Below are 11,732 nucleotides of genomic sequence, written 5' to 3'. Positions count from 1 at the left end.
CCCAAAGCCTGATTCGAACCAACGCCGACACCATGACTTTTTCCTTGAACGAAGACCAGCGCATGCTGCAAGAATCGGCCGCGCGCTTTCTGGCGGATCGCCATCCGCCCCGCGTGGCGCGCGCCGCCGCGACGCAGCCGGCCGCCGATCGGCTGGCGCTGTGGCAAGACCTGTGCGAACAAGGCTGGCCCGCACTGCTGGCGCCCGCTGAACAAGACGGCCTGGGCCTGGGGCTGGCCGACGCCTGGGTGGTGGCCGAAGCGGCAGGGCGTCATCTGCTTAGCCTGCCGCTGGTGGCAAACCTGGTGCTGCTGCCAACCCTGTGCAAGGCGGGCTTGCCCGAGCCCGCGGCAACCTGGGCGCGCCAGATGATGCAGGGCCAGCGATATTTCGCGGATGTGACGCTGCGCCCGGACGGGTCTGCGTTTGTGGAAGGCGCAGGCCAGGGCGTGTCCGGCTTGGCGGTGCATTGCCCCGCGCCGGGCGTGTTGCGGCTGGAACGCCACGCGCCCGTGGCGGGCAGGGCAGGGCTGGACCCGACGATGCCCGTCGCAAGCGTGGCGAGTCCTGACATAGCGGAAGCCGTGGACGTGCGGTTGGACGCCGGCCAGTGGCGGCGCCTGAAGACGCGGCTGAGATTGCTGCGGTCAGCCGAGCTGCTGGGCGCGGCAAGTGCCGCGCTGGACATGGCGGCGGCGTATGCCCGCGAACGGCGCCAGTTTGACCGCGCCATCGGCGCCAACCAGGCCATCAAGCACCGCTTGGCGGACGATTGGATGGCGCTGGACGATGCGCGTCTGGCCGGTCGGGCCGCCGCCGCCACGCACGATGCCGACGCGCCCTCGGCCGAACGCGACAGCCTCTACGTGCCGCTGCTGGCGGTGGAAGCGGGCCGGCGCGCGGCCCAGAACGCCATCCAGGTGCATGGCGCCATGGGAATCACCTGGGAATGCGACGCGCACTTGTATCTGAAGCGGGTGTTGCGCTTGGCGGCAAGCCTGCATGCGGACGCATCTTGCACCCAGTGGCTGGAGCGCATCTGGGAAGGCGCCGCCGAGGAAAACGCTGATCTGCCTTGAGCCACCGTTGGCGCGGCGTCCGACCTACAATCGCCGCCATGAATAAATCGAACTTCCCCTCTGAACTGGACCAGCCGACCCTGTCCGAGCTGGATGGCGTGCGTTATCTGCACTTCAACACCCCGTGGGTCCAGGGTGCGATGCACGTCAAGCGTCCGGCTGAACTGGTGCTGGAATACACCGCGCAGATGATGGCCTGGCTGCTGTTCCTGGAACCGCCCAAGGAAGAGTCCATCGGCATGTTGGGCCTGGGCGCGGGGTCGCTGGCGCGCTTTTGCGTCAAGCACACGCGTAGCCCGCTGCTGGCCGTGGAATGGAACCCGCGCGTAACCGCCGCCTGCCATATGTTCTTCCGCCTGCCGGGCTCGAACCGGCTGCTGGTCGAACACGCGGACGCCGGCCAGTGGGTGGCCGACCCCGCCAATGCCGGGCGTTGCCCGGTGTTGATGGTCGACCTGTACGACGCCTCGGCCGAAGGCCCCGTGCGCGACAGCGTGAAGTTCTACCGCGACTGCCGCCGCGTGCTGGGCGAGGTCGGCGTGGTGGCCGTCAACCTGTTCGGCCGCCACGAAAGCTTCGGCAAGAACATCGACAACCTGTCCAAGGCCTTCGACGACCGCGTGGTGTTGCTGCCCGAGGTGGACGCCGGCAACCAGATCGTGCTGGCCTTCTCCGGCCCGCGCCTGGCGGTGACGCCCGCCGATCTGCTGGCGCGGGCCGAAGTCGTGGAATCCAAATACGGCCTGCCGGCCCGCCGTTGGGCCCGATCGCTGACGCGCCACGCCGTGGACGGGGTTCTGCACTTCTGAAGCAGCCGACGGGCGGAAGGGGTTTTCCAGGGGTTTACCTTTTTCCGCGTCGGGATTTAACATGGGCTTGTTCATAATTATGAATTACGGCGCTGCCCGCGCCGGCCCCCATGAGCCAACCCATCGTCCGTCAAGCCCTTTACCTGGAAGTCGCGGATCGCCTGCGCGGCATGATCCATGCGCGCGCCCTGTCCAACGGCGAATGGATCGACGAACTTCGGCTGGCCGGCGAAATGGGCATATCCCGCACCCCCTTGCGCGAGGCGCTGAAGGTGCTGGCCACCGAAGGGCTGGTGCGGCTGGAGCCGCGCCGCGGCTGCTTTGTCAATGAACTGTCCACGCAAGACCTGGAAGACATCTTCCCGCTGATGGCCATGCTGGAAGGGCGCTGCGCCTTTGAAGCCGCCCGCAAGGCCACCGACGACGAACTGGCGGCGCTTGAGCCGCTGCACGCCGAGCTGGCCGGCCATGCCCGCGCCGGCCGCATCGACGCCTACTACCAAACCAATTACCTGATCCACGAAGCCGTCCAGGCGCTGGCCGGCAACCAGTGGCTGTCGGACATGGTGGGCAACCTGCGCAAGGTCCTGAGCCTGTCGCGGCACCGCAGTCTGGCGCGCCCCGGGCGCATCCAGCAGTCCTGCGCCGAACACCTGGCCATTTTCGACGCCCTGAAAGCGCATGACAGCGAGGCCGCCCAGGCCCTGGCGCACACCCATCTGATGCGGCAGCTGGAAGCGCTGCGCATTTTGGCCAATGAAGACGCCGCCGATCCGGCGTTATCCGATCCCATCGTTATCGAGGAGCCCGCCCATGTCCGTACCCGCCAATCTCGCGCCCGCGCGGGGCGCACGCACGCCTGAGCCCGAGCCCGAGCTGATCGACCCCGCGGCGGCTGCCGAGGGCGCCAGCCTGATGACGCGCCTGGGCAAGCTGTGGGAACGCGGGCGCCTGCCCAGCGAATCCGAGGTGCGCCGCCTGTTCGAGGCGCGCCTGACCGATGTGGCGGCCAACAAGCTGGCGCGCCGCTGGTGCGAGCAATACAGCACGGCCGACAGCAAGGACCGCCGGCTGATGCTGGCGGCGTTGGCTCAGGTGCGCGCCACGTACGCGGGCGACGGCGGCGAAGGCACGCGCCTGTTCAAGCGCTTTAACGCGCTGCCGCACGGCTTGCGCTTCCTGGTGGATCTGCGCGCCGACATGCTGCGTTGGCGCAAGCAGGTATCGGGTATCCAGGGTCTGGACAAGGAACTGGAAGGGTTGCTGTCCGCCTGGTTTGACGTGGGCTTGCTGGAGTTGCGCCCGCTGACCTGGGATTCGCCCGCGTCGCTGCTGGAAAAGCTGATCCTGTACGAAGCCGTGCACGAGATCACCTCGTGGGACGACCTGCGCCGCCGCGTGTCGCCCGACCGCCGCTGCTACGCCTATTTCCATCCGCAGATGCCGGGCGTGCCGCTGATTTTCGTGGAAGTGGCGTTTGCCAGCAGCATGGCCGACAACGTGCAGGTGCTGCTGGACAGCACCTTGCCGCCGCAGGATCTGGACAAGGCGCGCTGGGCGATCTTCTATTCCATTTCCAATACGCAGCCCGGCCTGAAGGGCATCAGCTTCGGCAACTTCCTGCTCAAGCGCGTGGTCGAGCAGCTGCTGGAAGAGCTACCCAAGCTGAAGAACTTTGCCACGCTGTCGCCCATTCCCGGGTTTTCGGATTGGCTGGGCAAGCTGGACGCCGACGCCGTGGAAGCCATCGTGCGCGAAGACAAGTCGCGCGCCAAGGACCGCAAGCGCGAAGGGGTGCCGGACGGCCAGCGCTGGGTGTCGCGGCTGGCCAAGGCCGCCGCGCAGGGCAAGGCGTCCGACGTGATCAAACGCGCCGGCTTCCGGCTGGCCGCCACGTATTTGCAATCCATGAAGAACGGGCTGCCGCTGGACCCCGTGGCGCGTTTTCACCTGGGCAACGGCGCGCGCATCGAACGCTTGAACTGGGCGGCCGACACCTCGGTCAAGGGCATGAAGCAGTCTTGCGCGCTGATGGTCAACTACCTGTATGACCTGGATGAGCTGGACACCAACCTTGCCCGCTTGGGCGAAGGTAAGCCGCAGGTAAGCCGGGGAGTCGGACGCGTGGCCTGATCGCTTTACAAAGCGGTCCATATCAATAAAAAAAGGGGCAAGGGGACATGACGCAAGACGTGACCGGCCGCGTGCGGCTGGAACGCGAGGGGCCGTTGGCCTGGGTGACGCTATCGCACCCAGGGCGGTTGAACGCGATAACGGTGGGCATGTGGGGCGAGCTTGGCGACGTGTTCACGCGCCTGGCCGCCGACAACACCGTGCGCTGCGTGATCGTGCGGGGCGAAGGCGGCAACTTTGCCGCGGGCGCCGACATCCGCGAATTTCCCGTGCAGCGTGCCGACGCCGCCGGCGTGCAGTATTACCATCGCCACATCCTGGCGCCCGCCTTGCGGGCCGTGGCCGACTGCCCGCACCCCGTCATCGCCCAGATCGAAGGCGTGTGCGTGGGCGGCGGGCTGGAAATTGCCAGCCAGTGCGACTTGCGCATCGCTGGTGCGTCGGCGCGTTTCGGCGTGCCCATTAACCGCCTGGGCTTTCCCATGGCGCCCGATGAAATGCGTGGCCTGCTGGCCCTGGTCGGGCGCGCGGCCACGCTGGCAATTTTGCTGGAAGGCCGGGTCTTCGGCGCCGACGAGGCTCACGGCCTGGGGCTGCTGACGCGCATCGTGCCCGACGATCAGGTGGCCGATGCCGCCCGCCGCAGCGCCGATCGCATCGCCCAGGGCGCGCCATTGGCCGCCCGCATCAATAAACGCCTGTCGGCACGGCTTGCCCAAGGGGGCGCCTTGACCGAAGACGAATATCAAGACTATTTCTCCTATGCCGAAAGCCGGGACCACAAGGAAGGCGTGCGCGCTTTCCTGGCCGGCGTAGATCCTTCCTTTTCCGGAGACTGACCAAGGTGAGCAACGCCAACCTCTATGCTGTCCTGCAAGGCGGCTTTCCCAAAGACCGCAGCAAAGTCGCGCTGGAAACGCCCGACCTGCAATACACCTGGGATGACATCGACCGCGCCACCGCGTGCCTGGCCAACCTGCTGACGTCGCTGGACCTGCCCGACGGTTCGCGCGTGGCCGTACAAGTGGAAAAATCGCCGGAAGCGCTGCTGTTGTACCTGGCCACCTTGCGCGCCGGGCTGGTGTACCTGCCGCTGAACACGGCCTACCGCGAAGCCGAGATCGAATACTTCCTGGGCAACGCCGAGCCCGCCGTGGTGGTCTGCGCCAGCAAGAACCTGGACTGGGTGCAGCGCGCCGCCGACAAGGCCGGCTGCGCGCACGTCTACACGCTGGACGAAGACCGCACGGGCACGCTGCTGGACGCCGCCGCCGGCCTGCCGCAAACCTTCACGACCGTGCAGCGCAAGCCCGACGACCTGGCCGCCATTCTGTATACGTCCGGCACCACCGGCCGCAGCAAGGGCGCGATGCTGTCGCACGGCAACCTGGCCGCCAACGCGCAGGTGTTGCACGAATACTGGGGCTGGCGCGAAGACGACGTGCTGCTGCACATGTTGCCCATCTTCCACGTGCATGGCTTGTTCGTGGCCTCGCACGGCGCCTTGCTGGCCGGCGCCAAGATGATCTGGCTGCCCAAGCTGGATGCCGACCAGGCGCTGCATTACCTGCCGCAATGCACGGTGATGATGGGCGTGCCCACGTACTACGTGCGTCTGCTGGCCGACCCGCGCTTTAACCGCGACGTGTGCGCCAACATGCGCCTGTTCATCTCGGGGTCGGCGCCGTTGTTGGCCGAAACGTTCTCGGACTTCAAGGCGCGCAGCGGGCACGCCATCCTGGAACGCTACGGCATGAGCGAAACCGTCATGCTGACGTCCAACCCCTATGACCCCGCCCAGGGCGAGCGCCTGGCCGGCACGGTCGGGCGCGCGTTGCCGGGCGTGCAGGTGCGCGTCGTGGACGATGCGGGCGTGCCGCTGGCGCCGGGCGAGATCGGCAACGTGCAGGTGCGTGGCCCGAACGTGTTCTCGGGCTACTGGCGCATGCCGGAAAAAACGCGCGAGGAATTCACCGAAGACGGCTGGTTCAAGACGGGCGACGTCGGCCGCTGGGGCGGCGAATCCGCCGGGCGCGAAGTGCCCGCCGACACCCTGTCCATCGTCGGGCGCAGCAAGGACCTGATCATCTCGGGCGGCTTTAACGTCTATCCCAAGGAAATCGAAACGCTGATCGACGACATGCCCGGCGTGGCGGAATCGGCCGTCATCGGCGTGCCGCACGCGGACTTCGGCGAAGCCGTCGTCGCGGTGGTCGTGCCCAAGGACGGCGCGTCGCTGGACGCGGGCGCGATGCAACGGGAACTGAAGTCACGCATCGCCAACTTCAAGGTGCCCAAGCGCGTGCACATCGTTGACCAATTGCCGCGCAACACGATGGGCAAGGTCCAAAAGAACGTGCTGCGCGAAACCTATAAGGCGCTTTGACGCCATGCCAGATGCCGGCCTGCATGGGCCGGCATTTTTTTTCTACACAGGAGGCCTTCCGACTCGATCCGACTACGCATTGCAGTCCTGGCAGCATTCATTCAATAAGAATTTCAAGAGACGAGACGCACACAACCGCGCCGTCCCCGTGATGCAGCAAGAGGAGACATTATGAAAGTTCGCAAGTCCGCCGTGGCCCTAGTCGCCGTGGCAGCCCTGGGTTTCGGCGGCACGGCCGCCGCGCAATGGCCAGAGCGCCCCATCACGCTGATCGTTCCGTTCCCCGCAGGCGGCGGCACGGACACCTTCGCCCGCCCGCTGGCCCAACAACTGACCATGCAATTGGGCCAGACGGTGGTGATCGACAACAAGGGCGGCGCGGGCGGCACGGTCGGCGCGGGCGTCGCCGCCAAGGCCCGGCCCGACGGCTACACCTTCTTCATGGGCGGCGCGCACCACGCGTTGGCCCCGTCGCTGTACAAAAGCCTGAACTACAACATCCAGAAGGACTTCGTGCCGGTCGCGCTGGTGGCGCAGCCGCCGCAGGTGGTGGTGATCAACGCCGGCAAGTTGCCGGTCAAGACCTTGCAGGAATTCGTCGACTACGCCAAGAAGCATCCGGGCGAAATCAACTACGGTACCGCCGGCAAGGGCAGCACGCACCACCTGGCCGGTGAGTTGTTCGCCATGCAGACCGGCATCAAGCTGGTGGACGTGCCGTACCAGGGCGCCGGCCCGATGCTGTCCGCGTTGATCGGTGGTCAGGTAGACCTGGCGTTCGATGGGCTGGGTTCGTCGTCCGGACATATACGCGCGGGCGCCATCAAGCCCCTGGCCGTGGCGGCCAACGAACGGTCGGCCTCGCTGCCCAACGTGCCGACCGCCGCCGAAGCCGGCGTGCCGAATTACGTCGTGTCGACCTGGTACGCCATCTGGGCGCCGACCGGCACGCCGAAAGAGGCGGTCGACAAGATGGCGGTGGAAATCACGAAGGCGCTGAACACCCCGAAGCTCAAGGAAACCTGGGCCGGCAACGGCTCGGCGGTGCCCACGCTGACGGGCGCCGACTTCGGCAAGTTCGTCGATAGCGAAGTCGACCGCTGGGCCAAGGTGGTGAAAGATTCCGGCGTGAAGCTGGATTAATGCCTTAGCGCCATTCGCTGGCCTGGCTCAGCTTGGCCAACTGGTCATGCGTCAGCGTCAGGCTGGCGGCCTTGACCAGTTCGTCAAGCTGCGTCAACGACGTGGCGCTGACGATGGGCGAGGTGATGCCCGGCTGCGCAATCTGCCAGGCCAGCGCGGCTTGCGCGGGCGTGCAGCCGGCGTCTTCCGAGACCTCGTCCAGCGCCTTCAGGATGCGCAGGCCGCGTTCGTTCAGATAGGTCTCCACAATCTTCTGGCCGCGCGCGCTTTTGCCGGCGTCGGCCGCGCTGCGATATTTGCCGCTAAGAAAACCGCTGGCCAGCGCGTAGTAATTGATGGTGCCCATCTGCTGCGTTTTCACCAGGCCTTGCAGCCCGGTCTCGAACGCGGCGCGGTTGTACAGGTTGTATTCGGGCTGGATGCTTTCGTAGCGCGGCAGGTCGTGGCGTTCGGCCGCGATCAGCGCTTCGGACAGGCGCACGGCCGTGTAGTTTGACGCGCCGATGGCGCGCACCTTACCGGACTCGATGTGCTTGGCGTATTCGGCCAGCGTGTCGGTCAGCGGCGTATCGGGGTCGTCTTTGTGCGACTGGTACAGGTCCACATAATCCGTTTGCAGCCGCGCCAGCGAGGCATCCAGTGAACGCCGGATGTAGGCGGGCGCCAGGCCGCGCGCGTCGGGGCCCATTTCCATGCCGACCTTGGTGGCAATCATCACGCGGTCGCGCTTGCCGGATCGCTTGAGCCATTTGCCAATCAGCGTTTCGGATTCGCCGCCCTGGTTGCCGGGCACCCAGCGCGAATACACGTCGGCCGTGTCGATGAAATTCAGGCCCGCGTCGACCATGGCGTCAAGCAGGGAATAGGCGCCGGCTTCGTCGACCGTCCAGCCGAAGACGTTGCCGCCGAAAGTCAGGGGGGGAACTTGCAGGCCGGAACGGCCCAGAGCGCGTTTGATCATGATGAGGCCTTGGGATGTGGCCGACGATCCGCCGTCGGCCTTGGCGATATTTAGTATATTGGCGCGGCGCGCCCCGGCGTGGAGCATGCTTGCCGGCATGCACCATTTCAGGGATTCCCCGCAAATTCTTTTGTCTGACGGCAAGTTAGACTATATGGCTTTACGGCTGACCGACCGACGGGAAGCCGCCGGCGTAGTTGTAATAACGAACAAAAACCAAGGGTTCAAGGAGCTTACGTATGCTGATCGGAAAAAAACATTTTCTGACGGTTGGCGCCATGGCGCTGGCGATGGCTATCGCCTCACCAGTGTCGGCGCAGCAAAAGTCGGTGGCGATTACCGCCATCGTCGAGCACCCGGCGCTGGACGCCGTGCGTGATGGGGTGCAAGACGCCCTGAAGCAAGCCGGCTACGAATCCGGCAAGAACCTGAAGTGGCAGTACCAAAGCGCGCAGGGCAATAACGGCACCGCCGCGCAGATCGCCCGCAAGTTCGTGGGTGACCGTCCCGACGCCATCGTCGCGATCGCCACGCCCTCGGCCCAGGCCGTCGTGGCAGCCACGAAGGACGTGCCGGTGGTGTATTCGGCCGTGACCGACCCGGTGGCAGCGCAGCTGGTCAAGAGCATGGACGCCACGGGCACCAACGTGACCGGCGTGTCGGACATGCTGGCGCTGGAAAAGCAGGTTGAACTCATCAAGAAAATCGTCCCCAACGCCAAGCGCGTGGGCATCGTCTACAACCCGGGCGAGGCCAACTCGGTCGTGGTGGTGAAGAAGTTGCAGGAAATCCTGCCCAAGTCGGGCATGAGCCTGGTTGAAGCCGCCGCCCCGCGTTCGGTTGACGTGGCCTCGGCCGCGCGCAGCCTGATCGGCAAGGTCGACGTCATCTACACCAACACCGACAACAACGTCGTGTCGGCGTATGAATCGCTGGTCAAGGTGGGTAACGACGCGAAGATCCCGCTGATCGCCTCGGATACCGACAGCGTCAAGCGCGGCGGTATCGCGGCGCTGGGGATCAACTACCACGACCTGGGCGTGCAGACGGGCAAGGTGGTCGTGCGCATCCTCAAGGGCGAAAAGCCCGGCGCCATTCCGTCGGAAGTCATCTCGAAGCTTGAGCTCTACGTGAACCCGGGCGCCGCCGCCAAGCAGGGCGTGACCCTGTCGGACGCCGTGATCAAGTCGGCCGCGGTGGTCGTGAAGTAAAGCGGCACCCGCCAAACCCCGCCACGCCGCCCGGCGTGCGCGGGGTTTTTGTTAAGCTTTTTTCGGGTCGCACCGCGACCGGGTCCTGCCGTTTTGCTCCCTTTCCTGGCTTTGAACGTCGCCGCTTTCCGGTCTGCCCGGCAAGCGCGCGGATGCTTTGGAACGAAACGCGAGAAAATGACGAACCGGGAAACGTTTGTTGCGAAAGCTCGGGTAAAACTGATGCCTGAACGCAAGAAATCCGACGTTTCAACTCTTTAATATGCACCTTCCTTACCCTGATTGGATTTAACCCATGTCATTGTTCTCGTTGTTAGGCGCGTTGGAGATCGGGCTGATCTTCAGCCTGGTGGCCTTGGGCGTGTTTATCTCCTTTCGCCTGCTGCGCTTCCCCGACCTGACCGTTGACGGCAGCTTTCCGCTGGGCGGCGCCGTCTGTGCCACGCTGATTGCGTCGGGCACCGATCCGTTTTCCGCCACGATCATCGCCACGTTCGCGGGCGCGGTCGCCGGCCTGATCACGGGCATGCTGAACGTGAAGCTCAAGATCATGGACTTGCTGGCCAGCATCCTGATGATGATCGCGCTGTACTCGATCAACCTGCGCATCATGGGCAAGCCGAACGTTCCGCTGATCACCGAACCCACCGTGTTCACGATCTTGCAGCCGGGCTGGATCTCCGACTATGTCGCGCGCCCGCTGATCCTTATCGTGATCGTCATCCTGGCCAAGCTGGCGCTGGACTGGTTCTTTGCCACGCAGACCGGGCTGGCCGTGCGCGCCACCGGGTCCAACGGCCGCATGGCGCGCGCGCAGGGTGTCAACACCGGCCGCATGATCATGGGCGGCATGGCGCTGTCCAACGCGCTGGTGGCGCTGGCCGGCGCGCTGTTCGCGCAGACGCAGGGCGGCTCGGATATCTCGATGGGCATCGGCACCATCGTGATCGGCCTGGCTGCGGTGATCGTCGGCGAAAGCATCCTGCCGTCGCGCAAGCTGGTGCTGGCGACGCTGGCCGTCATCATTGGCGCCATCGTCTACCGCTTTTTCATCGCGTTGGCGCTCAATAGCGATTTCATCGGCCTGAAGGCACAAGACCTGAACCTTGTCACCGCGGTGCTGGTCACGATTGCCCTGGTCATCCCGATGCTCAAGCGCCGTATCGTCGGCAAGAAGGGGCGCTGATATGTTGTCCGCAAAAGATCTGAAAATTACCTTCAACGCGGGAACGCCCATCGAGACGCGCGCGCTGCGTGGCCTGTCGCTGGAGATTCCGTCAGGCCAGTTCGTGACCGTCATCGGTTCGAACGGCGCCGGCAAGTCCACGTTCCTGAACGCGGTGTCGGGCGACCTGCCGATTGATTCGGGCCGCATCGATATCAACGGCGTGGACGTGACGCGCCAGCCCGTGTGGGCGCGCGCCGGCCGTGTGGCCCGCGTGTTCCAGGACCCCATGGCGGGCACCTGCGAAGACTTGACCATCGAAGAAAACATGGCGCTGGCGCAGATGCGCGGCGTGCGCCGTGGCTATAGCCGCGCGGTCAAGGCGTCGATGAAGGACGGCTTTCGTGAACGTCTGGCCACCTTGGGCCTGGGCCTGGAAAACCGCTTGACCGACCGCATCGGCCTGCTGTCCGGCGGCCAGCGCCAGGCCGTCAGCCTGCTGATGGCGGCCTTGCAGCCGTCGCGCATCCTGCTGCTGGACGAGCACACCGCCGCGCTGGACCCGCGTACCGCCGACTTCGTGCTGCAACTGACGGCGCGCATCGTTGCCGAAAGCCAGCTGACCACGATGATGGTCACGCACAGCATGCGGCAGGCGCTGGACGTGGGCGACCGCACGGTGATGCTGCATCAAGGGCAGGTGGTGCTGGACGTGTCGGGCGATGAACGCCGCGGCATGGACGTGCCGGATCTGCTGGCGATGTTCGAGCGCGTGCGCGGCGAAAAGCTGTCGGACGACGCGCTGTTGCTGGGGTGAAGCCCTGAACGAAGCTGCTCTGGACGAA

Annotated in this window: 11 protein-coding genes; 10 read left to right on the top strand and 1 reads right to left on the bottom strand. The window is 65.5% G+C overall.

Going from position 1 to position 11,732, the window contains the following annotated elements:
• Positions 1-32: 32 nt before the first annotated feature.
• From AC6LJY_RS22335 to AC6LJY_RS22305, 7 genes are all read left to right on the top strand, one after another.
• On the top strand, positions 33-1,079 hold the full coding sequence (locus AC6LJY_RS22335; RefSeq protein WP_498136788.1) for an acyl-CoA dehydrogenase family protein: 1,047 nt from the start codon (positions 33-35) through the stop codon (positions 1,077-1,079).
• A gap of 38 nt (positions 1,080-1,117) precedes the next feature.
• On the top strand, positions 1,118-1,888 hold the full coding sequence (locus AC6LJY_RS22330; RefSeq protein WP_046805440.1) for a class I SAM-dependent methyltransferase: 771 nt from the start codon (positions 1,118-1,120) through the stop codon (positions 1,886-1,888).
• A 110-nt stretch (positions 1,889-1,998) separates the two neighbouring features.
• A complete protein-coding gene (locus tag AC6LJY_RS22325) occupies positions 1,999-2,751 on the top strand; it encodes a GntR family transcriptional regulator (protein WP_104144298.1) in 753 nt (250 codons plus the stop codon).
• Entirely contained in the window at positions 2,702-4,021 is a 1,320-nt protein-coding gene (locus AC6LJY_RS22320; protein WP_046805438.1) for a malonyl-CoA decarboxylase domain-containing protein, read from the top strand. Before AC6LJY_RS22325 ends, AC6LJY_RS22320 begins: the two co-directional genes overlap by 50 nt.
• Positions 4,022-4,068: 47 nt before the next feature.
• Complete coding sequence (locus AC6LJY_RS22315; RefSeq protein WP_498136787.1) at positions 4,069-4,860, top strand: enoyl-CoA hydratase/isomerase family protein; 792 nt, start codon at positions 4,069-4,071, stop codon at positions 4,858-4,860.
• Between the two features lie 5 nt (positions 4,861-4,865).
• Positions 4,866-6,407 carry an AMP-binding protein gene (locus AC6LJY_RS22310; RefSeq protein ID WP_314359758.1) on the top strand — a complete coding sequence of 514 codons (1,542 nt, stop codon included), beginning with the start codon at positions 4,866-4,868 and terminating at the stop codon, positions 6,405-6,407.
• 171 nt (positions 6,408-6,578) lie between these two features.
• Positions 6,579-7,550 (top strand): Bug family tripartite tricarboxylate transporter substrate binding protein, encoded by a 972-nt coding sequence (locus AC6LJY_RS22305; protein ID WP_104144301.1) that lies wholly within the window; start codon positions 6,579-6,581, stop codon positions 7,548-7,550.
• Between the two features lie 4 nt (positions 7,551-7,554).
• On the opposite strand, the gene AC6LJY_RS22300 is transcribed toward AC6LJY_RS22305, so the two are convergent.
• Positions 7,555-8,511 (bottom strand): aldo/keto reductase, encoded by a 957-nt coding sequence (locus AC6LJY_RS22300; RefSeq protein ID WP_104144477.1) that lies wholly within the window; start codon positions 8,509-8,511, stop codon positions 7,555-7,557.
• Between the two features lie 239 nt (positions 8,512-8,750).
• Here AC6LJY_RS22300 and AC6LJY_RS22295 point away from each other — a divergent pair, with 239 nt between their 5' ends.
• From AC6LJY_RS22295 to AC6LJY_RS22285, 3 genes are all read left to right on the top strand, one after another.
• Positions 8,751-9,722 (top strand): ABC transporter substrate-binding protein, encoded by a 972-nt coding sequence (locus AC6LJY_RS22295; RefSeq protein WP_046805434.1) that lies wholly within the window; start codon positions 8,751-8,753, stop codon positions 9,720-9,722.
• 295 nt (positions 9,723-10,017) lie between these two features.
• Positions 10,018-10,908 (top strand): ABC transporter permease, encoded by an 891-nt coding sequence (locus AC6LJY_RS22290; protein ID WP_046805433.1) that lies wholly within the window; start codon positions 10,018-10,020, stop codon positions 10,906-10,908.
• A 1-nt stretch (position 10,909) separates the two neighbouring features.
• Positions 10,910-11,704: an ABC transporter ATP-binding protein gene (locus AC6LJY_RS22285; RefSeq protein WP_046805432.1), complete on the top strand. Its 795-nt coding sequence runs from the start codon at positions 10,910-10,912 to the stop codon at positions 11,702-11,704.
• The last annotated feature ends 28 nt before the right edge of the window (positions 11,705-11,732 follow it).

Source organism: Achromobacter sp. RT286_PF (assembly GCF_059760425.1).
Note: the sequence above shows the minus strand (reverse complement) of the source record. Positions and strands in the feature narration are given on the sequence as shown.

Excerpts from the sequence above, each read along its gene's own strand:
- AC6LJY_RS22335 (WP_498136788.1), top strand. The coding sequence starts at position 33 with ATGACTTTTTCCTTGAACGAAGACCAGCGCATGCTGCAAGAATCGGCC.
- AC6LJY_RS22330 (WP_046805440.1), top strand. The coding sequence starts at position 1,118 with ATGAATAAATCGAACTTCCCCTCTGAACTGGACCAGCCGACCCTGTCC.
- AC6LJY_RS22325 (WP_104144298.1), top strand. The coding sequence starts at position 1,999 with ATGAGCCAACCCATCGTCCGTCAAGCCCTTTACCTGGAAGTCGCGGAT.
- AC6LJY_RS22320 (WP_046805438.1), top strand. The coding sequence starts at position 2,702 with ATGTCCGTACCCGCCAATCTCGCGCCCGCGCGGGGCGCACGCACGCCT.
- AC6LJY_RS22315 (WP_498136787.1), top strand. The coding sequence starts at position 4,069 with ATGACGCAAGACGTGACCGGCCGCGTGCGGCTGGAACGCGAGGGGCCG.
- AC6LJY_RS22305 (WP_104144301.1), top strand. The coding sequence starts at position 6,579 with ATGAAAGTTCGCAAGTCCGCCGTGGCCCTAGTCGCCGTGGCAGCCCTG.
- AC6LJY_RS22300 (WP_104144477.1), bottom strand. The coding sequence starts at position 8,511 with ATGATCAAACGCGCTCTGGGCCGTTCCGGCCTGCAAGTTCCCCCCCTG.
- AC6LJY_RS22295 (WP_046805434.1), top strand. The coding sequence starts at position 8,751 with ATGCTGATCGGAAAAAAACATTTTCTGACGGTTGGCGCCATGGCGCTG.
- AC6LJY_RS22290 (WP_046805433.1), top strand. The coding sequence starts at position 10,018 with ATGTCATTGTTCTCGTTGTTAGGCGCGTTGGAGATCGGGCTGATCTTC.
- AC6LJY_RS22285 (WP_046805432.1), top strand. The coding sequence starts at position 10,910 with ATGTTGTCCGCAAAAGATCTGAAAATTACCTTCAACGCGGGAACGCCC.